Source organism: Pseudomonas sp. HS6-2 (assembly GCF_049325675.2).
Classification (GTDB): Bacteria; Pseudomonadota; Gammaproteobacteria; order Pseudomonadales; family Pseudomonadaceae; genus Aquipseudomonas; species Aquipseudomonas putida_N.
The window spans coordinates 5,683,020-5,708,343 of record NZ_CM143906.1; the positions used below are offsets into that span (position 1 = coordinate 5,683,020).

Sequence of the window (25,324 nt, forward strand, 5' to 3'; positions counted from 1 at the left end):
GCCGCCCCGTCCGTGGGCGGCTGCTCTACCTCCGCTCACCGCTACGGATGTTTTCCATGCGTGCAGTCAAGAATCTCCTTGTCCTCTACACCGGTGGCACCATCGGCATGCTCGAAACCGCCGAAGGCCTGGCACCGGCCGGTGGTTTCGATGCGCGGATGCGCGAACACCTCGCCCAGCTGACCGATGCGCCCCAGGTGCAATGGACACTACAGGATATGAACCCGCTGCTCGATAGCGCCAACATGCAGCAGCACAACTGGCTGGCGATGCGCGATGCCATCGTCGAGGCGGTGGACGCCGGCCATGACGGTGTGCTGGTGCTGCATGGCACCGACAGCCTGGCCTACAGCGCCGCGGCGCTGTCGTTCTTGCTGCTGGGCCTGCCGGTGCCGGTGCTGCTGACCGGCTCGATGCTGCCGGCCGGTGCGCCGGGCAGCGATGCCTGGGCTAACCTGTGCGGGGCCTTGCGCCTGGTCGAACAGGGCCTGGAAGCTGGCGTGCAGTTGTACTTCCACGGCCAGCTGCTGCATGGCTGCCGGGCTTCGAAGCTGCGCAGCGAGGCCTTCGATGCCTTTGCCGCGCTGCCGCGCCATCGTGACGGTGAGCGTGCCGCCGAACTGCCTGCTGCCCTGGGCTATCGGCAGCAGCGCCAGCCAGTCAACCTGGCGGTGATGCCGGTGTTCCCGGGCCTGCAGGCCGGGCACCTGAAGGCACTGCTCGACAGCGGCGTGCAAGGTCTGCTGCTGGAATGCTATGGCAGCGGTACCGGGCCGTCGGATGACCAGGCGCTGCTCGACGTGCTACGTGAAGCGCGCCAGCGTGGTGTGCTGCTGGCTGCCATCAGCCAGTGTCCGGAAGGGGCGGTGGTGTTTGATACCTATGCAGCGGGTAACCGCTTGCGTGGCGCCGGACTGGTCAGTGGTGGTGGCATGACCCGTGAGGCGGCGCTGGGCAAGATGTTTGCGCTGCTGGGGGCTGGGCTGGATGTCGATGCGGCGGAGCGGTGGTTTGCGCTGGATCTGTGCGGGGAGCGAGCCTGATTATCGCCTGCCAGGGCCTCTTCGCGGGGCAAGCCCGCTCACACAAAGGCCCTGACTGGCAGTAAGAATGGCGGAAGGCAGCGGGAGTCGAACCTGCCCGGGAACGGCTGCCGTCCCCAACCGGGTTTGAAGCCCGGCCGCGCCACCGGGCGCGATTGCCTTCCTTGAACTCAGTGCCTGGCCTGCTGCTGGGCCAGGGCGCTGTCGGCGCGAATGTAGCGCTGGTCGGCCACCCGACGGGTCAAGCCGATGCGGTCGAAGTATTCGAGAATCTGCACACTGCGCTTGCGACCGATGCCCAACATATCGCGAAACGCAGCAACCTGCACTATCGGCGTCTCGCTGGCCTGCCCCAGCAGCAGCTCTGCCATGCGCCCTAGCGTCACCTCAGGGTAGAACAGGTCGCGCACTACCTGATGCACCAGGCCCAGACGGGCCAGCTTGCGCAGCAGCAGGCGCACATCCGCCTCCGCGCAGTTTTCTTCAGCAGCCAACGTCCGGACCCAGGGCGGGTCATATTGCCCTGCCAGCAACTTCGGCTGCAGTCGTTCCCACAAAACACTGTCGGCGGCGCTCAACTGCACCTTGTGATCAGGCAAATGCAGCCATGGTCCGCTGCTGGCTATCACCTCCTCATTAAGCAGCTCATCGATCAAGCTGACAAACGCGGGACGCTCTAGCGGCAAGGCGGCGAAGCGCCGCAGGCGGTCACGGTCCGGGCCGAGCTGGTCAGGCTCCTGTTCGTGAAAACGCGCCAGCTGCTGCAGCACCTGATGCTTCAGCGCAAGCCATCGACCTTTGGCAAACAGCAACGGGCCCTGGCGTGTGGCTACCACCAGTACATCATTGGGCAACAACCAGGTATCGCGCTGGCGATTGAACTGGCGCTCCAGGCGCTGCGGGTCGAGGCCACCGAGCGCACTGGCAAGCAAGGCCGGCAGTGCCTCCTCCAGGCTCTCGGCATCACGCAGCACCTGTAGCTGGCGCAGGCGTTCTTCACTGCGGCGCTGCCGACTCGGCGCGAATGGGTCGAGCACCTTGCCGCCGCCAAGGGTGCGCTGGGCACGCTGATCCCGTAGCACCAGGCGGTCACCGTGAACCGCCTGCAACGGCGCGTTGAGCAGCAACTGGGCAAACATGCGTTGGCCAGCGGCCAGGGTTTCGCCTTCGAGCAAGGCCACCCGGGCCGTCACATCCTGGGTACCGAGGTGTACGTGAACAGCACTGAAATGCTCGAAAATGCGGGTTTCCCCGGGCAGCAGGCACAGTTCGATGTCCACCCGCACGCTGGGTGCATGCAGCCATTCGGGCACCAACCAGTCGCCTCGGTGCACCTGCTCCACCGCCAGGCGTTCGGCAGTGATGTTCAACGCCACCCGCTGGCCGGCCTCTGCCACCAATGCCACTTGGTTCTGCGCGTGCAGGCCACGCACCCGCACCGGCTTGCCGGCCTTGCCCAGCAGCAATGTGTCGCCGGTACTGAGGCGCCCGGCCAGTGCCGTGCCGGTCACGACCACCCCGGCGCCGGTCACGGCGAAGGCCCGATCGACCGCAAGGCGAAAACCGCCGCGCACGCTGCGCTGGCGCACCCGCACTTCGGCCTCCAGCAAGGCCCGGCGCAAAACATCGATACCCTCCCCGGTGACGCTCGACACGGGGAATTGCCGGGCCTTGGCATAAGGCCCCTCTACCAGCAATGCCCTGACCTGCGCCTGCACCTCGGCCAGGCGTTCGGGCTCGACCCGGTCGCATTTGCTGATCACCACCAATGCCTGGGGAATACCCAGCAGCTCGATGATCGCCAGGTGCTCGCGGGTCTGCGGCATTACCCCGTCGTCGGCGGCCACCACCAGCAGCACCAGGTCGATGCCATGAGCGCCGGCCAGCATGTTGTGGATAAACCGCTCATGCCCCGGCACATCGATGAAACCGGTCAGCGCCGCACCTTCGGCCAGCGCCGCGTAGCGGTAGCCGAGGTCGATGGTCATGCCACGGGCGCGTTCTTCCTGGCGCTGGTCACCGGCCTGCCCGGTGAGGGCCTGAAGCAACGCGGTCTTGCCGTGGTCGATGTGGCCGGCAGTGCCGACGATCATTGCACTGGCCCCAACTGCAAGGCCGGCAGTTGCGCCAGCCACTGGGCCTCATCGTCAAGCTGGCGCAGGTCGAGCCACAAGGCGTCGTCATCGATACGCCCGAGCACCGGCACCGGCAGGTCGCGCAGGGCCCGCTCCAGCACATGGAGGCTGCGCCCGCGCAGCTTCTTCGATACTTGCGGGCGCAGGCACAGCGCCGCACTGGGCAAGCGCGCCACCGGCTGGCTGCCACTACCGATCATGCCCAGCGCGGGCTCGACGCTGATCCGCCACTGTTCACCCAGGTGTGCCTTGAGTTCGGGGGCAAGGCGTTCGGCCTGGGCCTGGATCTCGGCCTGGCTGCGGGTCAACAGGCGCAGGCTCGGCAGGCGCTCGGCCAGGCGGTCGGGGTTGCGGTACAGCGCCAGCACCGCCTCGAGTGCCGCAAGGGTAATCTTGTCGACGCGCAGTGCACGCTTGAGCGGGTTCTTCTTGATCCTGGCGATCAACGCTTTGCGACCGACAATGATCCCGGCCTGGGGGCCGCCCAGCAACTTGTCGCCGCTGAAAGTGACAATATCGGCGCCATCGGTCAGGGCCTGGCGTACTGTCGGTTCGGCGGGCAGGCCCCAGCGCGTGAGATCGAGCAGGCTGCCGCTGCCGAGGTCTTCGAGCAGTGGCAGATCATGCTGGTGGGCAATGCGCGCCAGTTCGGCCGTCGGTACCTGATGGGTGAAGCCCTGGATGCTGTAGTTGCTGCAGTGCACGCGCATCAGCAGGCCGGTGCGCGGGCCGATGGCGGCTTCATAGTCGCGGGCGTGGGTGCGGTTGGTGGTGCCGACCTCATGCAGCTTGACCCCGGCCCTGGCCATGATGTCGGGGATGCGGAAGGCACCGCCGATCTCGATCAGCTCGCCGCGGCTAATGATGCCCTCCTTGCGTGCGCCCAGGCTGTTGAGCGCCAGTAGCACGGCGGCGGCATTGTTGTTAACCACGGTGACGGCCTCGGCGCCGGTCAGCTCGCGGATCAGGCCTTCGATCAGGTCGTCACGGTCGCCACGCTTGCCGGTGGCCAGGTCGAACTCCAGGTTGAGCGGGTAGCGGGCGGCAGTCTGCATGGCCTCGACCGCTTCCTCGGGCAGCAGTGCGCGGCCGAGGTTGGTGTGCAGGACGGTACCGGTGAGGTTGAACACGCGGCGGACTTGGCTGCGCTGCTGAATCGACAGGCGTTCGCCGGTACGGCCAAGGAGGATTTCAGGGGCCAGTTCGGCGCCGCTGAGCTCGCCGTTGCGGGCGGGGTCACGCAGGTCATCGAGCAGCTGGCGCAAGGTGGCCAGCACGGCGTCGCGACCGTGGCGGTCGATCAGCGCAAGGCAGGCCGGGTGGCGCAGGAGGGTGTCGATGGAGGGCAGGCGTGGGGTGTCGCTGGCTAGGCTGGAGGACATGCGGTACTACCTTGGACTGATCCGTTGTCATTGATGGCCCTTTCGCTGGACAAGCCCGCTCCTGCAGGGAGAACGCATGTCCCTGTAGGAGCGGGCTTGTCCAGCGAAACAGGCGACTCGGTATTACAGTGTAGACACTCCCTCACTACCCAGGCGCAAGCATCAGGTTAGGTGCCAGGCGATGGAAGCCCTCCTCGTCCAGGCGAATGTCCAGCGCCAGGCTGGCCAAGTCGTCGGCCAACGGCTCGGCCGCCGCATCGTTTTCCAGGTAATTCTGCTTCAGGTAGCTCTCGCATTCCGGGCAGCATTCGGCCCGCAGCGGCGCCTTCCCCGGCACATGGCGGTCGTCTTCAAGGCTGGTGTAGCGCAAATCCTTGCTCGACTCGCAATACACGCATTTGACCCGCACCACATGCCACTCACAGGCGCACAGCGAACAGGCCAGATAACGCAGGCCGTTGTGCTTGCCACGGTTGCGCACCACCCCGGCCATTGCCGGCGAACCACAGGCCGGGCACTGCGCCAGGCTACCGGCAGCCTTCAATTCAGGGGCAGGCAGCGCCAGCAACCAGCTCGACCAGGCGGCCTGCAAGGCAGCGCCAATGAACGGTACCAACGCCGCCGGCACCGCGTCGTATTGCCCGGACAGCAAGGCGATACCCCAGCCCTTGCGCTGAGTCTCGTCACTGTCACGCAGGGTTTGCAGCGCCTCACCCAGCGCGCCACTGGCCTCGCTATCGAAGTGCGAAAGCAAGGCCTGCAACCAGACCAGCCACGGCCCCTCACGCACCAGGCTGTCAGCTGCCAGCGGCGGCAGGCCATGACTTATGCACAGGCGCTGACGCTCCTCGGCCACCGGCAACCCGCCGGGAGGGTCATCCACAAGCTGCTGCTGGACGCGGCACAACTGAGCGATCAACAGCAGGTAATCACCCAGGGTGTTGCCCTCGGCCAGGTATTCCAGGCGCACTGCGCGCAGTGCAAACAGATTGGCAGGCGGCAGATGCAGAAACGGCGGCATCACCGCCGACGCTTCGATCTGCCCGGGTTCGAGTATCGTGCTCAAGCGCTCATCCTTCTTTTCGTCCGTGATTGCCCGGCGTCTTGTCGCCGGTCACTTCGCGGTACCACAACTCATGGTGCTTGCGTGCCCAGGCGCGGCTGACCCAGCCATGCAGCATGGCGCCGATCGAGCCCTTGATCCAGATACCGGCGTAGATGTGCACGATGATGCTGAGGATCAGCACGAACGCTGCCACGGCATGGGCCAGCGCCGACAGGCGAATGGCCTCGATACCGAACAGGTGGCTGAAATACGCGCGCCAGATCACCACGCCGCTGAGCAACAGCACCAGCATGCACGCCAGCAGGGTCCAGAACAGCAGCTTCTGCCCTGCGTTGTACTTGCCGATCGGCGGCACGCCCTCCTCCTTGTTCAGCATCACCCGGTCCACGCGGCGCAGCCACAGGCGGTCGTTGGCGGTGATGAAGTTGGCACGCCAGAAGCGGAACACCAAGCCAAGGAAGAAAACGAACATCGCCACGCCCAGAAACGGATGCAGGATGCGCGTCCATGGCCCGCCGCCGAACAGGTGGCTCAGCCAGAATAGCGCCGGGTGGAACAGTGCCAGCCCGGAAAGCCCCGCCGTCATGAACAGGATCGCGACGATCCAGTGGTTGGTCCGCTCGTTGGCGTTGTAGCGCAGGATGGGTTTGTTGTCGTTCATGGCCGCGGCTCCCCTTGCCCACCGGGCTTGGTCGGATCATAGACATGGACCGACGGGTCCACCTTATGCACGCTGTCGTCCGGCGGCGTGGGGTGTTCGTCCTCTTCCACCCGCTGTGGGCCAACCCGCACGTAGTGGAAGAACCCGGCCAACACCGCCGCGCCCATGGCCAGCAGCGCCAGCGGCTTGGTGAAGCCCTTCCACAAGCCCACCAGCGGGCTGATCACCGGCTGGTCCGGCAGGCCGGCATACAGCTTTGGCGTGTCGGCATGGTGCAACACATACATCACGTGGGTGCCGCCGACACCGTCCGGGTCGTACAGCCCGGCCTGGTCGAACCCGCGCGACTTGAGGTCGACGATGCGCTCGGCGGCATGCACCTTCATCTCCTCCTTGCTGCCGAACACGATCGCACCGGTCGGGCAGGTCTTCACGCAGGCCGGTTCCAGGCCCACGCTCACGCGGTCGGAACACAGGGTGCACTTGTACGCCTTGTGGTCCTTCTGCGAAATGCGCGGGATGTTGAACGGGCAGCCGGTGATGCAGTAGCCGCAGCCGATGCAATGGTCCTGGTTGAAGTCGACGATGCCGTTGGCGTGCTTGATGATCGCGCCCGGGCTCGGGCAGGCCTTCAGGCAGCCGGGGTCGGCGCAGTGCATGCAGCCGTCCTTGCGGATCAGCCACTCCAGGTTGCCGTCCTCGCGCTCGTGCTCGGTGAAGCGCATCAGGGTCCAGGTCTCGGCAGTGAGGTCCTGGGGATTGTCGTAGGTGCCGTGGTTGTGGCCGACCTCGTCACGCAGTTCGTTCCACTCCGAGCACGCCACCTGGCAGGCCTTGCAGCCGATACACTTGGTAGTGTCGATCAGCTTGGCGACCTCTTCCAGCTGGCGTACCGAGGGCGGAACGGTGGTGGTGGCCGAGCGGGCGATGATGTCTTGGCTGGCCATCAGAGTTTCTCCACTTTGACGAGGAACGACTTGGACTCTGGCGTCTGGGTGTTGCCGTCACCGAGGAACGGCACCAGGGTGTTGGTCAGGTAGCCATGCCGGGTGGTCCCGGTGAACCCCCAGTGCAGCGGGATGCCGATCTGGTGCACGGTCTGGTTGTTGACCTGCAGCGGGCGAATCCGCTTGGTCACTACCGCCACCGCATCGATGTGCCCCCGCTTGCTCGACACCCGCACCCGGTCACCGGCTTTGATGCCTTTCTCATTGGCCAGTACCTCGCCGATCTCGACGAACTGCTCGGGCTGGGCGATGGCATTGAGGCGGCAATGCTTGCTCCAGAAGTGGAAGTGCTCGGTCAGCCGGTAGGTGGTCGCCGCGTATGGGAACTCGTCGTGCTTGCCGAGGGTGTCCCACACTGAATCGAAGATCCGCCCGGCCGGGTTGCTGGTGGCCTTCTTGTTCTGCGGGTGCAGCGGGTTGATGCCAATCGGTGTCTCGAATGGCTCGTAGTGCTCGGGGAACGGGCCTTCGGCCATCTTGTCGATGGCGAAGAAACGCGCCACACCTTCGGGGTTCATGATGAACGGGTTCATCCCCGCCTCCGGTGGCGAGTCAACCTTGAAGTCGGGCACGTCGGTGCCGGTCCAAGCCTTGCCGTTCCACCAGACCAAGCGCTTCTTCTCCGGGTCCCACGGCTTGCCTTGCGGGTCGCTGGAGGCGCGGTTGTAGAGGATGCGGCGGTTGGCTGGCCAGGCCCAGGCCCAGTTCTGCACCTGGTGCATGCCGTACGGGTCGCTGTTGTCGCGCCGGGCCATCTGGTTGCCCTGTTCGGTCCAGCAGCCGGCGAAGATCCAGCAGCCGGACGCGGTGCTGCCGTCGTCCTTGAGCTGACCGAAGCCCGCCAGTTGCTGGCCGGCCTTTATGACCGCGCCGGTCGGGTCGGTGACATCGGTCACTGCCCAGCCGTTCATCTCCTTGGCCAGCTCCTCGGGCGAAGGTTCTTCAGGAATCTTGTACGGCCAGTGAATGTTCATCATGGCGTCCGGATAGGCACCGCCTTCGGCCTGGTAACGCTGGCGCAGACGAATGAACAGCTCGCTCATGATTTGCACGTCGGTGCGGGTCTCGCCCGGGCCGTCGGCGCCCTTCCAGTGCCACTGCAGCCAGCGGCTGCTGTTGACCAGCGAACCATCCTCCTCGGCGAAACAGGTGGTGGGCAGGCGGATCACCTCAGTCTGGATACTGGCCGTGTCGACGTCGTTGAATGGCCCGGCGTTGCGCCAGAATTCCGAGGTTTCGGTCGCCAGCGGGTCCATGATCACCAGCCACTTGAGCTTGCCCAAGGCTGCGGTGACACGATTCTTGTCCGGCAGCGCAGCAATCGGGTTGAAACCCTGACACATGTAGCCGTTGACCTTGCCCTGGCTCATCATCTCGAACATGCGCAGCACGTCGTATGCCGGTACATCCAGCTTGGGCAGCCAGTCGTAGCCCCAATTGTTTTGCGCTGTTGCGTTGGGGCCGTACCAGGCCTTCATCAGGCTGACGTGGAACTTGCCGTAGTTCTGCCAGTACGACAGCTGCCCCGGGCGCAACGGCTTGGACGCACGCTTGTCGATGTAGGTGGCGTAGTCCTGCTCGGCGTCGCCCGCCAGGGTCAGGTAACCCGGCAGCGAGTTGGACAGCAGGCCGAGGTCGGTCAGGCCCTGGATGTTGGAGTGCCCGCGCAGGGCGTTGACTCCGCCACCCGGCATGCCGACGTTGCCCAGCAGCAGCTGGACCATGGCCGCACTGCGGATGATCTGCGCGCCGATGGAATGCTGCGTCCAGCCGAGTGCGTAGAGGATCGTCATGGTCTTGCCCGGTACCGAGCAGCTGGCGATCTCTTCCCAGATCTTCATCATGGCGTCCTGCGGCATGCCGCAGGTCATGCTGGCCAGTTCCGGGGTATAGCGGCTGTAGTGCTGTTTCATCAGCTGGTACACGCAGCGCGGATGCTGCAGGGTCGGATCGACCTTGGCGAAGCCGTCCTCGCCCAGCTCGTAGCCCCAGCCGGATTTATCCGCATACACGCGCTTGGCCTCGTCGTAGCCGCTGAACAGCCCGTCTTCGAAGCCATAGTTCTCTTTGACGATGAACGACACGTCGGTGTAGTTGCGCACGTATTCGTGCTGGATTTTGTCGTTGCTCAGCAGGTAGTTGATCAACCCGCCCATGAAGGCGATGTCGGTACCGGTACGGATCGGCGCGTAATAGTCCGCCACCGAAGCGGTACGGGTAAACCGCGGGTCGACCACGATCAGCCGCGCCTGGTTGTGCGCCTTGGCTTCGGTCACCCATTTGAAGCCGCACGGATGCGCTTCTGCTGCGTTGCCACCCATCACCAGGACCAGATTCGCGTTGGCGATATCGGACCAGTGGTTGGTCATGGCGCCACGGCCGTACGTCGGGGCAAGACTTGCCACCGTCGGGCCATGTCAGACACGTGCCTGGTTATCGAACCCCAGCATGCCTGTTGCGCGGACGACCTTGTGGGTCAGGTAGCCGGCCTCGCTGGAGGCGGCGGAGGCAGCGAGGAAACCGGTGGTGAGCCAGCGGTTTACCGTTTGCCCCTGGGCGTTCTTCTCGATGAAGTTGGCGTCGCGGTCCTGCTTCATCAGGTCGGCGACGCGGTCGAGCGCCTCGTCCCAGCCGACCCGCACCCACTCCTTGCTGCCCGGCTTGCGCACCTCGGGGTACTTGAGGCGGCTCGGGCTGTGGATAAAGTCGAGCAGCCCGGCACCTTTCGGGCACAGGGTGCCGCGGTTGACCGGGTGATCGGCGTCGCCTTCGATGTGGATGATGTTCTGTTTGACGTTCTTGCCCGCATCGCCCTGGCTGTACAGGATCAGGCCGCAGCCGACCGAGCAGTAGGGGCAGGTGTTGCGGGTTTCTTTGGTGTGCGCCAACTTGAAGTGACGCACCTGCTCGGCGAAGGCCGGCGTCGGGGCCATGCCCAACGCCGCCAGGCTCGAACCTCCAAGGCCCACTGCGGCGACCTTGAAGAACTGCCGACGGTTGAGATCCATCGTGCACTCCTGATCAGGTTTGGACGCACGGAACGTGGCCGGCGCCTCTTGGTAGTCACGGTGGCGGCTAATTGATGGCCGCCAGTAGATAAGACTAGTCAAGAAACGAGAAGGTGCGATGACATGGGTCAGGGAGTGCGCCAATCAACAGCGCGGCAGGTTACGCGCCACATTGAGTGCCGCACTGCTCTGGGCCACCGGCATGATCTCGACGGTATTGATGTTCACATGCCCCGGTTGCTCGGCAATCCACGCCACTGTGGCGGCGATGTCCTCCGGCAAGATGGCCTCCACATCGCGGTAGAGGGCTTGCACAGCGTCCAGGTCACCGTTCAGGCGCACCACCGAAAAGTCGGTGCCCGAGCACAACCCCGGTTCGATATTGCTCACCCGCACACGGGTGCCGGCCAGGTCGGCGCGCAGGTTGAGGCTGAACTGGCGGACGAAGGCCTTGCTGGCGCCATACACGTTGCCACCCGGGTACGGGTAAGTGCCGGCGATGGACCCCATGTTGATGATCATGCCGCTGTCGGCCTCCACCATCTGCGGTAGGACTTTGTGGGTCACCATCGCCAGGCCGGTGACGTTGGTGTCGATCATCTGCTGCCAGTTCTCGCTGCTGCTGGCCTGGGCGCGGTCGACACCCAGCGCCAGCCCGGCATTGTTCACCAGCAGGTCAATCTGCAGCGAGGCGTCACGGACTTGGTCGAACGCCGACTCGATCGACAGCGGATCGGTGACATCCAGCGCCAGTGCAATGAAATTGTCGCCTAGCTCGGCCTCCAGCACTTGCAGCTTGTCCATGCGCCGGGCGGCGCCGATCACACGATAACCCTTGCCGATCAGGGTGCGGCAGATGGCCCGGCCAAAGCCCGAAGAAGCGCCGGTCACGAATGCAGTTTTCATCAGTTATCTCCTTTGAAAGGGGTCAGGCCAGGTACTTCACACCCAGGCTGGTAAACAGGCAGAGCATCGAGAACACCAACGCCTTGCGCACCACTTCATTTCCTTTGCGCAGGGCCAGGGCGCTGCCCAGGTGGTTGCCGAGGATGTTGCAGGCCACCAGCGGTAGCGCCAGCAAGTACACGACCTTGCCCGCCATGACGAACGCCACCAGGGCGCCGATGTTGGAGGCGAAGTTGAAGGTTTTGGAGTTGGCGGAGCTGGAGACCAGGTCCATGCGCAGCAGGTAGTGGAATGCGATGATGAACATGCTGCCGGTGCCGGGGCCGAAGAAGCCGTCATAGAAGCCGATGGCCAGGCAGGTCAGCGGAACCACGGTGAACAGCATGCGCGGCGATAGTTCGCGCTCTTCCACCGGGCGGTCCTTGGGAGTGAGGAAGATGAGGATGCCGAACGGGATCAGCGCCAGGATGATCTTGCCCACGGTTTCCTGGGGGATCGACACGATCAGGTGCGCGCCCAGATAAGCCCCAAGCAAAGAAAACGGCACCCCGACCAGCGCCACCTGCCAGACCATCTTGCTGTTGGCCAGGAAGTTACGGATGGCCGCGAGCGTGCCGAGGGTGCTGACCAACTTCTCCTGCCCCAGGGCAACCTGCGGTGGCATGCCCACAAGCAGAAAGCCGGGCACCAGAAACAGCCCACCACCGCCGGCGATGCTGTCGACAAAGCCTGCAACGAATGCGATAGCGCCCAGCATCAGGATCGCCAGTAACCAGTGTTCCGCCCAGAAGGCGCCTAACAGTTCCATATCGGTACGTCCGTCGAGTCAGTAAAAAAGAATCAGGAGAGCACTTCGTAAAGGTGATCGGCCCGAGCGAAATGCACACGGTTCAGGTCGTTGACCGCGAACAGGCGCAGCAGCCAGCGGTCGGCGCCATCGTTCTGCGGCTCGAAGCCATCGCGGGCATGCAGCACACGCTGGTTCTTGAAGACCATGAAGTCGCCCGGCAGCAGCAGGTGGGGTTCGTCGAAGCGACGGGTTTCCAACACACTCCGCAGGCTGGCCAGTGCCTGCTCGGCCCGCAGGTTGAGGCCGTGGGTGTTCTCGCTGTCGAAACGGCACAACCATTCACCGGCCTGGCCGCGCACCAGCACCGGGAGTTCGGCCGTGCGACGGCGGTTGCCGCTAAAGGAATCCGGGCGGCGGATCTCGAACTGAGGCAGGCACAGTTCGCGCACGGTGGTAGCGGGCAGTGCCGCCACAACGGCATCGAGGCTCACCAGTGTGGTGCTGATGCGCGGATCGCAGCGCATGCCGAAGAACGACAGGTATTCCGGGCAGCAGGACGTGTCGCCGAGCGGCTCGGATGACAGCGGCAGGTCCGGGTTGTCCACGTGATAGGAGAAGCGCAGCTTCGAGCCATGGGAGCTCTTGTGGCTGGAAGAATGGCGCGAAGGAATGACATGGCGGAACAGCCGGCCATCGTTCTCACCCTCGTAGACCACCGGGTTGATCCCCATCAGGCTCTGCATGGTCAGGCTGACCAGGCAGGCAACCGGCGTGCTGCGCGGGCTGAGTACGCCCGAATAAGGTGTGGGTGGGATGTCACGGTCACGCGGGCAATTGCGCACGATCATGCTGGTCAGGTACGGGTCCGTGACAAAGCCACGGATCTGTTGGCACAGCGCCTTGCCCAGCACGTCCTGGGCCTGGTCCTTGAGCTGTGGATAAAGCTCCTTGCTCGTCTCGAAGTCGAGCGGTGTGTTGTTCAGCAAGGTTTGCCAGGCGCTGGAGATGACCCAGGGCAGACGGATCTCCAGTGAGGCTTGAAGCTCGGCGCCTTGATGCAGGTGTGCACTTTCCATTTGCAGTGATATTCCATGTTGCTGGCTTGAGGCCAATCGGTGTCGGCGGCAGATGTTTATGTTTTTGAAGCCGGTCACAGCGGGGCGATGCAAGCAGCTGAATCCATCGAGAGGCCAGCGAATTGAATCGACTCAATCATTGTAATTACAAAAATAACGTCGATTCAATCCATTTTCCGAAAGGCCTCGACAGACAATTAAGTCGATTCAATCAACTTATTGATTTCAAAAGGTTTCTGGCGAACGTGGCGAAACCGCGCAGGATGCAGACCCGCTTTATCTCAATCAGGGCCACGCTTGAAGGTCCGTGATCGACTGATCGATGCGATTCAATCAAGGTAATTTACACGTAAGAAAACACAATTACTTCCATCAGACCTTTCGTGCTAGGCTTCCGCGTTCTCGCAGATTCTGGTGCCATTTCTATGTGGGTTCCTCACTACAGCGACCTGGCGCAGCCGGTCTACCTGATGATCGCCGACGCCCTGGAGCAGGACATCGGCAGTGGCCGGCTGGTGGCTGGCGAACGCTTGCCAACCCTCAAGGACCTGGCCGAGTCCCTGGACGTGACGCCCGGCACCATCGGCCGAGCCTATGACGAAGCCGCCAAGCGTGGCCTGGTGGTGGGTGAGGTTGGGCGCGGGACTTTCGTGCTCCCGCAACGCCAGGCGCAGCCCCCTGCCCCACTTGCGCCTGCACGGCCCAGCCCAAGCAGCGCCGAGCGCGAGAGCGGGCAGATCGACCTGTCGATCATCAAGCCCAATGACGCCCACATGACCGATTGGCTGCGCGGCGCCATCAACGAACTGGCCCAGTCGCCCGACCTGGCCCAGGTGCTGGACTATGTCACCGAGGGCGGCCATGCGACCCACAAGCAGGCCGGTGCGGCCTGGATCCAGCGCTGGCTGCCCGAGGCCCGCTGGCAACAGGTGGTGCTGACGTCCGGCGCCCAGCATGGCTTGCTGGTGGCCATCAGCAGCCTGTCGAAGAGCGACGACGTGGTGCTTTGCGAATCGTTTTGCTACCCAGGCATCATCTCCCTGGCCCACAGCATGGGACGTCGCCTGCGTGGCGTGGCCATGGACGAATTCGGGCTGATTCCCGAGGCGCTGCGTGCGGCATGCCTGGAACATCGCCCCTCGCTGCTGGTTTGCGTCACCACGCACCAGAACCCGACCAACTCGATCATGCCCCATGCCCGGCGCGAAGCCATCGCGGAAATCGCTCGCGAGTTCGACCTGTTCATCGTCGATGACGACATCTATGGTTTTCTTGAACCCACCCCGGACTACAAGCCGCTTGCCGCGTATGCCCCTGAGCGGTCGGTGTACCTCACCAGCCTGTCCAAGAGCGTGCTGCCGGCACTGCGTATCGGCTACCTGTATGCCCCGCCGCAAACCCTCTCGCGGCTATCATCGATGGTACGCAGCAGCGTCTGGATGCCATCGCCATTGATGGCGCAACTGGCCAGCAACCTGATCAACAGCGGCATGGCCGATCAGTTGGTGCAGGTGCAGCAGGAGGAAGCGGCTGCGCGTCAGCACATGGCGCAAGAGATTCTGGGCAAGTACAGGATCCGCAGCCAGCCCAACAGCTTCCATATCTGGCTGGAATTGCCCGAGCCCTGGACCAGTGACGAGTTTGCCAACCTGGCACGCAACAATGGCGTCACAGTGGTCAGCGGCAGCCAGTTCCTGCCCGAGCGCAGCCATGCCACCTGTGGTGTGCGCATTGCCTTGATGTCCCCCAGCCGCCAGGAGCTGGGCTTTGCCTTGACCAAATTGGCGAGCCTGCTGGATTCCCCGGAGCCGCGATTGTTTTATTGAGCGGGGTTGTAGGAAGGGCATAAAAAAACCCAGGGCAACTGCCCTGGGTTTCTGTTTCAGCTAGACGCCTTGCCGCTCGATCAGAACGGAATATCGTCATCGAAGCTGTCGAAGTCAGCAGCCGGCTGCGGCGCAGGCTGCTGTGGCGCCGGGCGCTGTTGCTGCTGCGGGCGCTGGGCCTGCTGGCGTGGCGGAGCCTGGTTGTACTGTTGCTGCTGACCACCACCCTGGTTGTAGTTGCCGCCACCCTGGTTGTACGGGTCACCGCCCTGCTGCTGGCCCTGCGGACGACCGCCAAGCAGCTGCATGGTGCCATTGATGTCGACGATGATCTCGGTGGTGTAGCGCTTGATGCCGTCTTTTTCCCACTCGCGGGTCTGCAGCTTGCCTTCGATGTAGCACTGCGAACCTTTGCGCAGGTATTCGCCAGCGATTTCGGCAACCTTGCCGAACAGCGACACACGGTGCCACTCGGTACGCTCGACCTTCTGGCCCGACTGCTTGTCGGTCCACTGCTCGCTGGTGGCCAGGCTCAGGTTGGTCACGGCGTTACCGTTGGGCAGGTAGCGGACTTCGGGATCCTGGCCACAGGTACCGACCAGAATGACTTTGTTAACCCCACGGGCCATAACGTTCTCCTAGGCTTCGCACGCCGAAGAGGCTGGATTCACCAGTCGCTCGAGGGTCGCACGGTCCAAAATTTTCGTATCCAGTTTGATATAGATGGCGGCTTCATCTGCCACCACCACGGCGTCGGTCACACCCGGCACGGCCATCAGGCGCTCGGTCAAGCCGGCTTCCCGAACTGCCTCTGGCGTCAGCGGCATGCGCAGGCTGGTCACATAGGGCGGCTCGTTCATGCGCAAGGCAACGACCAACCAGATGGCACACAGGATTGCGCAACCAAGGAACACCATGTTCAGCCCGCCGTGCTGGAACAGCCAGCCACCGAGGATTCCTCCCAGGGCGGCGCCGAGGAACTGGCTGGTGGAATACACCCCCATCGCCGTCCCCTTGCCACCAGCAGGCGACACCTTGCTCACCAGCGAAGGCAACGAGGCCTCCAGCAGGTTGAATGCGGTAAAGAATACCACGGTGCCAATCACCAGTCCGCGCAAACCGTCAGCCCACTGCCAGAAGAACACTTCCGTCAGCAGCAGGACACTGACCGCACCGGCCAACACACGTTTCATCTTGCGCTTTTTTTCGCCGTAGATGATGAACGGGATCATTGCAAAAAATGAGATCAGCAGCGCGGTCAGGTAGACCCACCAGTGCTGCTCCTTGGGCAGGCCACCGCGCTCGACGAACGCCAGGGGCAGCGCGACGAAACTGGCCATGAGGATGGCGTGGAGAATGAAAATGCCCACGTCCAGGCGCAAAAGGTCCGGGTGACGCAGGGTCGGGCCGAGGGCCTGGCGCGCCACACCCGACTCGCGGTGCTGCAAGGTGCTGTGGGTATTGGGTACGACGAAGGCGATCAACAGGATGCCGACCAGGGCAAGTCCTGCGGTGGCAAGGAACAATCCTGACAAGCCGAAGTGGCTTGTGAGCAATGGGCCAATGACCATGGCCACGGCGAACGACAGGCCGATGCTCATGCCGATCATCGCCATCGCCTTGGTCCGGTGCTGCTCGCGGGTCAGGTCCGAGAGCAAGGCCATGACCGCAGCGGAAATTGCCCCGGCGCCCTGCAGGATTCGCCCGGCGATCACGCCCCAGATGGAATCGGCCTGGGCCGCCAACAGGCTGCCCAGGGCAAAGACCACCAGCCCCAGGTAGATCACCGGCCGGCGGCCGATGCGGTCGGAAATCATCCCGAACGGGATCTGCAATACTGCCTGGGTCAGGCCATAGGCGCCAATGGCCAGGCCGATCAGCGCGGGGGTGGCGCCGGCCAGGTCCATGCCGTAGGTGGCCAGCACCGGCAAGACCATGAACATGCCCAGCATACGAAAGGCAAAGACCAGGGCCAGGCCGCTAGCAGCGCGGGTTTCGCCGCTGCTCATGCGCTCGTTGTGGGTGTCGTGCATGGATAAACCTCGTGTGAACCGGCGGCGATTCTATCAGTCCGACAGCTTGACGGCATCTACGCGACGCTTTGCCGCGTACTGGCAGCGCGCCGTATACTTCCTTGTTTATGCCCGCCGAGCGAGGCCGCAGTGGACAAGATCCTGATTCGTGGGGCGCGTACCCACAACCTGAAGAATATCGACCTGACCCTGCCGCGGGACAAGCTGATCGTGATCACCGGCCTGTCCGGATCCGGCAAGTCGTCCCTGGCGTTCGATACCCTCTACGCCGAAGGCCAGCGCCGCTACGTGGAATCGCTATCGGCCTATGCCCGGCAATTCCTGTCGATGATGGAGAAACCCGACGTCGACACCATCGAAGGCCTGTCGCCGGCCATTTCCATCGAGCAGAAGTCGACCTCGCACAACCCCCGCTCCACGGTCGGCACCATCACCGAGATCTACGACTACCTGCGCCTGCTGTACGCGCGCGTCGGTACGCCACGCTGCCCGGACCATGATATTCCGCTGGAAGCGCAAACGATCAGCCAGATGGTCGACCTGGTGCTGGAGCGCCCGGAAGGCAGCAAGCTGATGCTGCTGGCGCCAGTGGTGCGCGAACGCAAGGGTGAGCACCTGGCGGTGTTCGATGAGCTACGCGCCCAGGGCTTCGTCCGTGCACGGGTCAACGGCAAGCTCTATGAGCTGGACGAACTGCCCAAGCTGGACAAGCAGAAAAAGCACAGCATCGACGTGGTGGTGGACCGTTTCAAAGTGCGCGCCGACCTGCAACAACGCCTGGCCGAGTCGTTCGAGACCGCGTTGAAGCTGGCCGACGGCATCGCCCTGGTGGCGCCAATGGACGACGAGCCTGGCGAAGAGATGATCTTCTCCGCACGCTTCGCCTGCCCGGTGTGCGGCCACGCGATCAGCGAGCTGGAGCCGAAGCTGTTCTCCTTCAACAACCCGGCCGGTGCCTGCCCGACCTGCGACGGCCTGGGCGTCAAGCAGTTCTTCGATACCAAGCGCCTGGTCAACAGCGAGCTGACTCTGGCCGAAGGCGCGATCCGCGGCTGGGACCGGCGTAATGTGTATTACTTCCAGATGCTCGGCTCGCTGGCCGCGCATTACGGCTTCAGCCTGGAGGAGCCGTTCGGCGAACTGTCAGCCGACCACCAGAAGGTGATCCTGCAGGGCAGCGGCAAGCAGAGCGTCGACTTCAAGTACCTGAACGACCGCGGCGATATCGTCAAGCGCTCGCACCCGTTCGAAGGCATCGTGCCGAACCTCGAACGCCGCTACCGTGAGACCGAATCCGCCACCGTGCGTGAAGAGCTGGCCAAGTTCCTCGGCACCCAGCCCTGCCCGGATTGCCGCGGCACCCGCCTGCGCCGCGAAGCCCGCCACGTGTGGGTTGGCGAGAAGACCCTGCCAGCGGTGACCAACCTGCCGATCGGGGAAGCCAGCAGCTACTTCGGCGACCTGACCCTGACCGGCCGCCGCGGCGAGATCGCGGCGAAGATCCTCAAGGAGATCTGCGAGCGCCTGCAGTTCCTGGTCAACGTCGGCCTCGACTACTTGACCCTGGACCGCAGTGCCGACACGCTGTCTGGCGGTGAGGCCCAGCGTATCCGCCTGGCCAGCCAGATCGGTGCCGGCCTGGTCGGGGTGATGTACATCCTCGACGAACCGTCCATCGGTCTTCATCAACGCGACAATGACCGCCTGCTGGCCACCCTCAACCACCTGCGCGACCTGGGCAACACGGTGATCGTGGTGGAACACGACGAGGACGCCATCCGCCTCGCCGACTACGTGGTGGACATTGGCCCGGGTGCCGGTGTGCATGGTGGCCAGATCGTTGCCGAGGGCTCGCCGCAAGAGGTGATGGACCACCCTGACTCGCTGACCGGCAAGTACCTGTCCGGGCGCAAGAAGATCGTCGTGCCGGCCCAGCGCACCCCGCGCAACAAGAAGCTGCAGCTCAAGCTCAAGGGCGCGCGGGGCAACAACCTGCAGAACGTCGACCTGGAGATTCCGATTGGCCTGCTGACCTGCGTGACCGGTGTGTCCGGCTCGGGCAAGTCGACGCTGATCAACAACACTCTGTTCCCCCTCGCCGCCACCGCCCTCAACGGCGCGAGCAGCCTGGAAGCCGCACCGCACAGCAGCATGGACGGCCTGCAGCACCTGGACAAGGTGGTGGACATCGACCAGAGCCCGATCGGCCGCACCCCGCGCTCGAACCCGGCGACCTACACCGGTATCTTCACGCCGATTCGCGAGCTGTTCTCCGGCGTGCCGGAATCGCGCTCGCGCGGCTACGGCCCGGGGCGCTTCTCGTTCAACGTCAAGGGCGGGCGTTGCGAGGCCTGCCAGGGCGACGGTCTGATCAAGGTCGAAATGCATTTCCTGCCGGACATCTACGTGCCCTGCGACGTGTGCAAGAGCAAGCGCTACAACCGCGAAACCCTGGAGATCAAGTACAAGGGCAAGAACATCCACGAGGTGCTGGAAATGACCATCGAGGATGCCCGCGAGTTCTTCGATGCGGTGCCGGCGCTGGCGCGCAAGCTGCAGACGCTGATGGACGTGGGGCTTTCGTACATCAAGCTGGGGCAATCGGCGACCACCTTGTCCGGTGGCGAGGCGCAACGGGTGAAGCTGTCCCGTGAGCTGTCCAAGCGCGACACTGGCAAGACTTTGTACATCCTCGACGAACCGACCACCGGCCTGCACTTCGCCGACATTCAGCAGTTGCTGGACGTTCTGCATCGCCTGCGTGACCACGGCAACACCGTGGTGGTGATCGAGCACAACCTGGATGTGATCAAGACCGCCGACTGGCTGGTAGATCTGGGGCCGGAAGGCGGTTCCAAGGGCGGGCAGATCATTGCCTGCGGTACCCCGGAAGAGCTGACCAAGATGAAGCAGTCGTATACCGGGCACTACCTCAAGCCACTGCTGGAGCGTGACCGGGCCTGAGGGTTGCCGGTGACATGAAAAAGCCCCTGGTACCTATGGTGCCAGGGGCTTTTTTGTGAAGCTGTGGATAACTTACATCTGCGACTGCAGGTAGTTTTCCAGGCCGATGGCCTTGATCAGGCCCTGCTGCTTCTCCAGCCAGTAGGTGTGATCTTCTTCGGTGTCAGCCAGCTGCGCGCGCAGGATGTCGCGGCTGATGTAGTCCTTGTGCAATTCGCACAGCTCAATGCCTTTGCACAGCGCGCCACGCACCTTGTACTCGAGCTTGAGGTCGGCCTCGATCATTTCCGGCACGGTGCTGCCCACTTCGAGGTCGTCCGCGCGCATGTCGGGAGTGCCTTCGAGCATGAGGATACGACGCATCAGGGCATCAGCGTGCTGCGTCTCTTCTTCCATCTCGTGGTTGATACGCTCGTAGAGCTTGGACAGGCCCCAGTCTTCGTACATGCGCGAGTGAATGAAATACTGGTCGCGAGCCGCCAGTTCGCCCTTCAGCAACGTGACGAGGTAGTTGATTACGTCCGGGTGACCTTGCATCGCCCTGATTCTCCCTGTGAAAACGGCTTGATGCACATAGTGTGAACCAGCTTTTGCGCGCGGTCACTGAAAAGCGCGCAATTACATGCAAAAAATCGGTTAAACAGTAGTGATTTTCATTGAAAAACCGCCCAAATGAGGGCGGTTCTACTTATCACTTCGACTTAGGCGAGATTCACGCCCAATGCCTTGGCGATGCCTTCGCCATAGGCAGGGTCGGCCTTGAAGAAGTGCTGCAACTGGCGCTGAATCACGTCTTCGCTGACGCCCGCCATGGTGCCGGCGATGTTGCTGATCAGCAGCGCCTTCTGCTCGTCGCTCATCAGGCGGAACAACGCACCGGCGTGGCTGTAGTAGTCGTTGTCCTCGCGGTGGTCGTGACGGTCCGCTGCACCGCTGAGGGCCAGTGCGGGTTCGGCGTGGCGTGGCGACTGCTTCGGCGCATCAGCGTAGCTGTTGGGCTCATAGTTCGGCGTACTGCCATAGCTGCCCATGGTCATCGAACCATCGCGCTGGTAGCTGTTCACCGGGCTGCGTGGGGCGTTCACCGGCAGTTGCTGGTGGTTGGTACCCACACGGTAGCGGTGTGCATCGGCGTAGGCGAATACGCGGCCCTGCAGCATGCGGTCAGGCGACAGGCCGACACCCGGGACCATGTTGCTGGGGCCGAACGTCGCCTGTTCCACTTCGGCAAAGTAGTTCAGCGGGTTGCGGTTGAGCTCCAGTACACCGACCTCGATCAGCGGGTAGTCCTTCTGCGACCAGGTCTTGGTCACGTCGAACGGGTTCTCGTCGCGGTTGGCGGCCTCGGCCTCGCTCATCACCTGGATGCACACGGTCCAACGCGGGAAGTCGCCACGCTCGATGGCTTCGAACAGGTCACGCTGGGCGTAGTCCGGATCAGTACCGGCCAGGCGTGCGGCATCGGCCGGAACCAGGTTCTTGATGCCTTGCTGGGTCTTGAAGTGCCATTTGACCCAGGTGCGCTCGCCTTTGGCATTGATCAGGCTGTAGGTGTGGCTACCGAAGCCGTGCATGTGCCGGTACCCGTCCGGGATACCGCGGTCAGAGAACAGGATGGTGACCTGGTGCAGCGCCTCGGGCGAATGCGACCAGAAGTCCCACATCATCTGGGCGTTCTTCAGGTTGGTTTGCGGGTGGCGCTTCTGGGTGTGGATAAAATCCGGGAACTTGAGCGGGTCACGGATGAAGAACACCGGCGTGTTGTTGCCAACGATGTCCCAGTTGCCTTCCTCGGTGTAGAACTTCACCGCAAAACCACGTGGGTCACGTTCGGTATCCGCCGAGCCACGCTCGCCGCCGACCGTCGAGAATCGCAGGAAGGTCTCGGTCTGCTTGCCGATCTGTTCGAACAACTTGGCACTGGTGTGCGAGGTGATATCGCGGGTGACGGTGAAGGTACCGTAGGCACCCGAGCCTTTGGCGTGCACACGGCGCTCAGGGATGTTCTCACGGTTGAAGTGGGCGAGCTTCTCGATCAGGTGGAAGTCGTCGAGCAGCAGCGGGCCGCGTGGGCCGGCCGAGCGGGAATTCTGGTTGTCGGCTACAGGTGCACCGCTGGCGGTGGTGAGAATTTTGCTCATGGGCTCTCCTTATCGGTCTTCAGGCGCCGGCTAAACGGCTTGAGAAGGAGTATCGACGAGCGGTTGTTTCAGAACAAATTCATTACATGACTTGTATCAATAGAAATAAACAATATCTGCAGACACAAAAAACCGGGCACTAGGCCCGGTTCTTTGTAGCAGACAGAACGTCTTACTCAGCAGCTTCTACAGCACCGCCGACCGGACGATCAACCAGCTCGACGTACGCCATAGGCGCGTTGTCGCCAGCGCGGAAACCGCACTTCAGGATGCGCAGGTAGCCGCCCTGACGGGTGGCGTAACGCTTGCCCAGGTCGTTGAACAGTTTGCCAACAGCGGACTTCGAACGGGTACGGTCGAAGGCCAGACGACGGTTAGCAACGCTGTCTTCCTTGGCCAGGGTGATCAGCGGCTCGGCAACGCGGCGCAGTTCCTTGGCTTTCGGCAGGGTGGTTTTGATCAGCTCGTGCTCGATCAACGACACTGCCATGTTCTGGAACATAGCCTTGCGGTGAGAGCTGGTACGGCTCAGGTGACGTCCACTTTTACGATGACGCATGATTCATTCCTTACCAAACACTACGTTCGGTGATTACGACGATCAGGCGGTCGCCTTGTCGTCTTTCTTAAGACTTGCAGGCGGCCAGTTGTCGAGGCGCATGCCGAGAGACAGACCACGAGAGGCCAGAACGTCCTTGATTTCAGTCAGGGACTTCTTGCCAAGGTTAGGAGTCTTCAACAGCTCTACTTCGGTACGCTGAATCAGGTCGCCGATGTAGTAGATGTTCTCCGCCTTGAGGCAGTTGGCCGAACGTACAGTCAGTTCCAGGTCGTCAACCGGGCGCAGCAGGATCGGATCGATCTCGTCTTCCTGCTCGACTACGACAGGCTCACTGTCACCTTTGAGGTCGACGAACGCGGCCAGCTGCTGTTGCAGGATGGTCGCAGCGCGGCGGATAGCCTCTTCAGGATCCAGGGTGCCGTTGGTTTCCAGATCAATGACCAGCTTGTCCAGGTTGGTACGCTGTTCAACACGGGCGTTCTCGACCACATAGGCGATACGACGCACCGGGCTGAACGAAGCGTCCAGCTGCAGACGGCCAATGCTACGGCTTTCGTCTTCGTCGGTTTGACGGGAGTCAGCCGGCTCGTAACCACGACCACGAGCTACGGTGAGCTTCATGTTCAGGGCGCCGTTGGACGCCAGGTTCGCGATTACGTGATCGGGGTTGACGATCTCGACATCGTGATCCAGCTGAATATCGGCAGCGGTAACCACCCCCGAACCCTTTTTCGACAAGGTCAGCGTAACTTCGTCACGACCGTGCAGTTTGATAGCCAGGCCTTTCAGGTTCAACAGGATTTCAATTACGTCTTCCTGAACACCTTCGATCGCGGAGTACTCATGGAGTACGCCATCGATCTCGGCCTCGACTACTGCACAGCCAGGCATGGAGGACAACAGGATGCGGCGCAGCGCGTTGCCCAGGGTATGGCCGAAACCACGCTCGAGAGGCTCGAGCGTAATCTTGGCGCGGGTCGGACTGACTACCTGCACATCAATATGGCGGGGAGTCAGGAACTCATTTACCGAAATCTGCATGGATGCACCTATTTTCTAGCCCTTACTTGGAGTAGAGCTCGACAATCAGGTTTTCGTTGATGTCGGCAGACAGATCGCCACGAGCTGGAACGTTCTTGAAAACGCCCGACTTCTTAGCGGAATCTACGTCTACCCACTCAACTCGGCCACGCTGGGCGCACAGTTCAAGGGCTTGAACAATGCGCAGCTGGTTCAGCGACTTCTCGCGAACCGCGACCACGTCACCCGGACGAACTTGGTAGGATGGAATGTTTACAGTCTTACCGTTGACGCTGATCGCTTTGTGCGAAACCAGCTGACGGGATTCGGAACGAGTCGAACCGAAGCCCATACGGTAAACGACGTTATCCAGACGGCACTCGAGCAGCTGCAGCAGGTTCTCACCGGTTGCGCCTTTTTTCGAGGCAGCAGCTTGGTAGTAACCGCGGAACTGACGCTCCAGAACACCGTAGATACGACGGACTTTTTGTTTCTCGCGCAGCTGGGTACCGTAGTCGGACTGACGGCCACGGCGCTGGCCGTGGATACCTGGGGCTGCTTCGATGTTGCACTTCGATTCCAGAGCGCGAACGCCGCTCTTCAGGAACAGGTCGGTGCCTTCACGACGAGACAGTTTGCATTTTGGACCAATGTAACGTGCCATTCTTCTGTCTCCTGATTACACGCGACGCTTCTTCGGCGGACGGCACCCGTTGTGCGGGATTGGCGTCACGTCGGTGATGCTGGCGATCTTGTAGCCGCAGCTGTTCAATGCACGAACGGCGGATTCACGACCTGGACCTGGACCCTTGACGTTGACGTCGAGGTTCTTCAGACCATATTCCAGCGCAGCTTGACCAGCACGCTCAGCAGCAATCTGGGCTGCGAACGGGGTGGATTTGCGCGAACCACGGAAACCCGAACCACCGGAAGTAGCCCAGGACAGTGCGTTGCCCTGACGGTCGGTGATGGTCACGATGGTGTTGTTGAAAGAAGCGTGGATGTGGGCGATGCCATCAACCACTGTCTTTTTGACTTTCTTACGAGGACGAGCAGCAGGTTTTGCCATGTCTATATTCCTGGGCGATTACTTGCGGATCGGCTTACGCGGGCCCTTACGGGTGCGTGCGTTGGTCTTGGTGCGCTGACCGCGAACCGGCAGACCTTTACGATGACGCAGGCCGCGGTAGCAACCCAGGTCCATCAAGCGTTTGATCTTCATGTTGATGTCACGACGCAGGTCACCTTCGGTGGTGAACTTCGCGACTTCGCCACGCAGGGTTTCGATTTGCTCGTCGCTCAGATCCTTGATCTTTGCGGCTGGGTTGACACCAGCGTCTGCACAGATCTTCTGTGCAGTTGTGCGACCGACACCATAGATGTAGGTCAGCGAGATAACAGTATGCTTGTTATCTGGAATGTTGACGCCTGCAATACGGGCCATTCAGTGGGACTCCAATTGACAGCTACCTACGCCCCGGAAGCCAAGAAATAGGGCGCGAGATAATATCGCTGTAGAAACGAATAATCAACCCAGCAGCACACTAGCTGCTGGGTTTGAAGCGCAGATCACACTCAGCCTTGGCGCTGTTTGTGACGCGGTTCCGCGCTGCAGATCACTCGTACGACGCCTTCGCGACGGATGATCTTGCAGTTACGGCACAGCTTTTTCACCGATGCACGAACTTTCATTACCGACTCCTC

Annotated in this window: 22 protein-coding genes and 1 tRNA gene; 3 read left to right on the forward strand and 20 right to left on the reverse strand. The window is 62.5% G+C overall.

Going from position 1 to position 25,324, the window contains the following annotated elements; all coding sequences use genetic code 11:
- Nucleotides 1-56 precede the first annotated feature (56 nt).
- Complete coding sequence (locus tag ACOKS3_RS26635) at nucleotides 57-1,043, forward strand: asparaginase (RefSeq protein ID WP_422763608.1); 987 nt, start codon at nucleotides 57-59, stop codon at nucleotides 1,041-1,043.
- A 68-nt stretch (nucleotides 1,044-1,111) separates the two neighbouring features.
- Here ACOKS3_RS26635 and ACOKS3_RS26640 read toward each other — a convergent pair.
- The 10 genes from ACOKS3_RS26640 to ACOKS3_RS26685 form a co-directional block, all read right to left on the reverse strand.
- Nucleotides 1,112-1,207, reverse strand: a tRNA-Sec gene (locus tag ACOKS3_RS26640).
- A gap of 6 nt (nucleotides 1,208-1,213) precedes the next feature.
- On the reverse strand, nucleotides 1,214-3,136 hold the full coding sequence (selB, locus tag ACOKS3_RS26645; protein WP_422763607.1) for a selenocysteine-specific translation elongation factor: 1,923 nt from the start codon (nucleotides 3,134-3,136) through the stop codon (nucleotides 1,214-1,216).
- Entirely contained in the window at nucleotides 3,133-4,560 is a 1,428-nt protein-coding gene (gene selA / locus ACOKS3_RS26650; RefSeq protein ID WP_103448776.1) for an L-seryl-tRNA(Sec) selenium transferase, read from the reverse strand. The genes selB and selA overlap by 4 nt, the downstream gene beginning before the upstream one ends.
- 145 nt (nucleotides 4,561-4,705) lie before the next feature.
- The gene (gene fdhE, locus ACOKS3_RS26655; RefSeq protein WP_422763606.1) at nucleotides 4,706-5,626 is read right to left on the reverse strand and encodes a formate dehydrogenase accessory protein FdhE; all 921 of its coding nucleotides are present in this window, start codon (nucleotides 5,624-5,626) and stop codon (nucleotides 4,706-4,708) included.
- Nucleotides 5,627-5,630: 4 nt separating this feature from the next.
- Nucleotides 5,631-6,287, reverse strand: coding sequence for a formate dehydrogenase subunit gamma (locus ACOKS3_RS26660; protein WP_103448774.1), 657 nt, complete (start codon nucleotides 6,285-6,287; stop codon nucleotides 5,631-5,633).
- Nucleotides 6,284-7,234, reverse strand: a complete 951-nt coding sequence (gene fdxH, locus ACOKS3_RS26665) for a formate dehydrogenase subunit beta (RefSeq protein ID WP_422763605.1) — start codon at nucleotides 7,232-7,234, stop codon at nucleotides 6,284-6,286. Before fdxH ends, ACOKS3_RS26660 begins: the two co-directional genes overlap by 4 nt.
- Nucleotides 7,234-10,302, reverse strand: coding sequence for a formate dehydrogenase-N subunit alpha (gene fdnG, locus ACOKS3_RS26670; protein ID WP_422763604.1), 3,069 nt, complete (start codon nucleotides 10,300-10,302; stop codon nucleotides 7,234-7,236). The genes fdxH and fdnG overlap by 1 nt, the downstream gene beginning before the upstream one ends.
- A 144-nt stretch (nucleotides 10,303-10,446) precedes the next feature.
- Nucleotides 10,447-11,208, reverse strand: a complete 762-nt coding sequence (locus ACOKS3_RS26675) for an SDR family NAD(P)-dependent oxidoreductase (protein ID WP_103448770.1) — start codon at nucleotides 11,206-11,208, stop codon at nucleotides 10,447-10,449.
- A gap of 22 nt (nucleotides 11,209-11,230) precedes the next feature.
- A complete protein-coding gene (locus tag ACOKS3_RS26680) occupies nucleotides 11,231-12,016 on the reverse strand; it encodes a sulfite exporter TauE/SafE family protein (protein ID WP_099814604.1) in 786 nt (261 codons plus the stop codon).
- A 32-nt stretch (nucleotides 12,017-12,048) separates the two neighbouring features.
- The gene (locus ACOKS3_RS26685) at nucleotides 12,049-13,074 is read right to left on the reverse strand and encodes a TauD/TfdA family dioxygenase (RefSeq protein ID WP_103448769.1); all 1,026 of its coding nucleotides are present in this window, start codon (nucleotides 13,072-13,074) and stop codon (nucleotides 12,049-12,051) included.
- A gap of 425 nt (nucleotides 13,075-13,499) precedes the next feature.
- Here ACOKS3_RS26685 and ACOKS3_RS26690 point away from each other — a divergent pair, with 425 nt between their 5' ends.
- A complete protein-coding gene (locus ACOKS3_RS26690; protein WP_103448768.1) occupies nucleotides 13,500-14,900 on the forward strand; it encodes an aminotransferase-like domain-containing protein in 1,401 nt (466 codons plus the stop codon).
- Between the two features lie 80 nt (nucleotides 14,901-14,980).
- Here ACOKS3_RS26690 and ACOKS3_RS26695 read toward each other — a convergent pair whose 3' ends face one another.
- Nucleotides 14,981-15,529, reverse strand: coding sequence for a single-stranded DNA-binding protein (locus tag ACOKS3_RS26695; RefSeq protein ID WP_103448767.1), 549 nt, complete (start codon nucleotides 15,527-15,529; stop codon nucleotides 14,981-14,983).
- Between the two features lie 9 nt (nucleotides 15,530-15,538).
- Nucleotides 15,539-16,933: an MFS transporter gene (locus ACOKS3_RS26700; RefSeq protein ID WP_103448766.1), complete on the reverse strand. Its 1,395-nt coding sequence runs from the start codon at nucleotides 16,931-16,933 to the stop codon at nucleotides 15,539-15,541.
- 129 nt (nucleotides 16,934-17,062) lie between these two features.
- Between ACOKS3_RS26700 and uvrA the strand changes: the two genes are divergently transcribed.
- The gene (gene uvrA / locus ACOKS3_RS26705) at nucleotides 17,063-19,897 is read left to right on the forward strand and encodes an excinuclease ABC subunit UvrA (protein WP_181004530.1); all 2,835 of its coding nucleotides are present in this window, start codon (nucleotides 17,063-17,065) and stop codon (nucleotides 19,895-19,897) included.
- 72 nt (nucleotides 19,898-19,969) lie between these two features.
- Here uvrA and bfr read toward each other — a convergent pair whose 3' ends face one another.
- The 8 genes from bfr to rpmJ form a co-directional block, all read right to left on the reverse strand.
- Nucleotides 19,970-20,434, reverse strand: a complete 465-nt coding sequence (gene bfr / locus ACOKS3_RS26710; RefSeq protein WP_003257116.1) for a bacterioferritin — start codon at nucleotides 20,432-20,434, stop codon at nucleotides 19,970-19,972.
- Between the two features lie 164 nt (nucleotides 20,435-20,598).
- A complete protein-coding gene (locus tag ACOKS3_RS26715) occupies nucleotides 20,599-22,038 on the reverse strand; it encodes a catalase (RefSeq protein WP_103448764.1) in 1,440 nt (479 codons plus the stop codon).
- Nucleotides 22,039-22,210: 172 nt separating this feature from the next.
- The gene (gene rplQ, locus ACOKS3_RS26720) at nucleotides 22,211-22,597 is read right to left on the reverse strand and encodes a 50S ribosomal protein L17 (protein WP_003255451.1); all 387 of its coding nucleotides are present in this window, start codon (nucleotides 22,595-22,597) and stop codon (nucleotides 22,211-22,213) included.
- A 42-nt stretch (nucleotides 22,598-22,639) separates the two neighbouring features.
- Nucleotides 22,640-23,641 carry a DNA-directed RNA polymerase subunit alpha gene (locus tag ACOKS3_RS26725; RefSeq protein WP_003255452.1) on the reverse strand — a complete coding sequence of 334 codons (1,002 nt, stop codon included), beginning with the start codon at nucleotides 23,639-23,641 and terminating at the stop codon, nucleotides 22,640-22,642.
- A gap of 22 nt (nucleotides 23,642-23,663) precedes the next feature.
- The gene (gene rpsD, locus ACOKS3_RS26730) at nucleotides 23,664-24,284 is read right to left on the reverse strand and encodes a 30S ribosomal protein S4 (protein WP_027917844.1); all 621 of its coding nucleotides are present in this window, start codon (nucleotides 24,282-24,284) and stop codon (nucleotides 23,664-23,666) included.
- A 15-nt stretch (nucleotides 24,285-24,299) separates the two neighbouring features.
- On the reverse strand, nucleotides 24,300-24,689 hold the full coding sequence (rpsK, locus tag ACOKS3_RS26735; protein WP_003255454.1) for a 30S ribosomal protein S11: 390 nt from the start codon (nucleotides 24,687-24,689) through the stop codon (nucleotides 24,300-24,302).
- Nucleotides 24,690-24,707: 18 nt separating this feature from the next.
- Nucleotides 24,708-25,064, reverse strand: coding sequence for a 30S ribosomal protein S13 (gene rpsM, locus ACOKS3_RS26740; protein ID WP_003255457.1), 357 nt, complete (start codon nucleotides 25,062-25,064; stop codon nucleotides 24,708-24,710).
- A 131-nt stretch (nucleotides 25,065-25,195) separates the two neighbouring features.
- Nucleotides 25,196-25,312, reverse strand: a complete 117-nt coding sequence (gene rpmJ / locus ACOKS3_RS26745) for a 50S ribosomal protein L36 (RefSeq protein ID WP_002555468.1) — start codon at nucleotides 25,310-25,312, stop codon at nucleotides 25,196-25,198.
- Nucleotides 25,313-25,324 lie beyond the last annotated feature (12 nt).

Coding starts and splice junctions, on each gene's coding strand:
- ACOKS3_RS26635 (WP_422763608.1), top strand. CDS start 57: ATGCGTGCAGTCAAGAATCTCCTTGTCCTCTACACCGGTGGCACCATC.
- selB (WP_422763607.1), bottom strand. CDS start 3,136: ATGATCGTCGGCACTGCCGGCCACATCGACCACGGCAAGACCGCGTTG.
- selA (WP_103448776.1), bottom strand. CDS start 4,560: ATGTCCTCCAGCCTAGCCAGCGACACCCCACGCCTGCCCTCCATCGAC.
- ACOKS3_RS26660 (WP_103448774.1), bottom strand. CDS start 6,287: ATGAACGACAACAAACCCATCCTGCGCTACAACGCCAACGAGCGGACC.
- fdxH (WP_422763605.1), bottom strand. CDS start 7,234: ATGGCCAGCCAAGACATCATCGCCCGCTCGGCCACCACCACCGTTCCG.
- ACOKS3_RS26675 (WP_103448770.1), bottom strand. CDS start 11,208: ATGAAAACTGCATTCGTGACCGGCGCTTCTTCGGGCTTTGGCCGGGCC.
- ACOKS3_RS26680 (WP_099814604.1), bottom strand. CDS start 12,016: ATGGAACTGTTAGGCGCCTTCTGGGCGGAACACTGGTTACTGGCGATC.
- ACOKS3_RS26685 (WP_103448769.1), bottom strand. CDS start 13,074: ATGGAAAGTGCACACCTGCATCAAGGCGCCGAGCTTCAAGCCTCACTG.
- ACOKS3_RS26690 (WP_103448768.1), top strand. CDS start 13,500: ATGTGGGTTCCTCACTACAGCGACCTGGCGCAGCCGGTCTACCTGATG.
- ACOKS3_RS26695 (WP_103448767.1), bottom strand. CDS start 15,529: ATGGCCCGTGGGGTTAACAAAGTCATTCTGGTCGGTACCTGTGGCCAG.
- ACOKS3_RS26700 (WP_103448766.1), bottom strand. CDS start 16,933: ATGCACGACACCCACAACGAGCGCATGAGCAGCGGCGAAACCCGCGCT.
- bfr (WP_003257116.1), bottom strand. CDS start 20,434: ATGCAAGGTCACCCGGACGTAATCAACTACCTCGTCACGTTGCTGAAG.
- ACOKS3_RS26715 (WP_103448764.1), bottom strand. CDS start 22,038: ATGAGCAAAATTCTCACCACCGCCAGCGGTGCACCTGTAGCCGACAAC.
- rplQ (WP_003255451.1), bottom strand. CDS start 22,597: ATGCGTCATCGTAAAAGTGGACGTCACCTGAGCCGTACCAGCTCTCAC.
- ACOKS3_RS26725 (WP_003255452.1), bottom strand. CDS start 23,641: ATGCAGATTTCGGTAAATGAGTTCCTGACTCCCCGCCATATTGATGTG.
- rpsD (WP_027917844.1), bottom strand. CDS start 24,284: ATGGCACGTTACATTGGTCCAAAATGCAAACTGTCTCGTCGTGAAGGC.
- rpsK (WP_003255454.1), bottom strand. CDS start 24,689: ATGGCAAAACCTGCTGCTCGTCCTCGTAAGAAAGTCAAAAAGACAGTG.
- rpsM (WP_003255457.1), bottom strand. CDS start 25,064: ATGGCCCGTATTGCAGGCGTCAACATTCCAGATAACAAGCATACTGTT.
- rpmJ (WP_002555468.1), bottom strand. CDS start 25,312: ATGAAAGTTCGTGCATCGGTGAAAAAGCTGTGCCGTAACTGCAAGATC.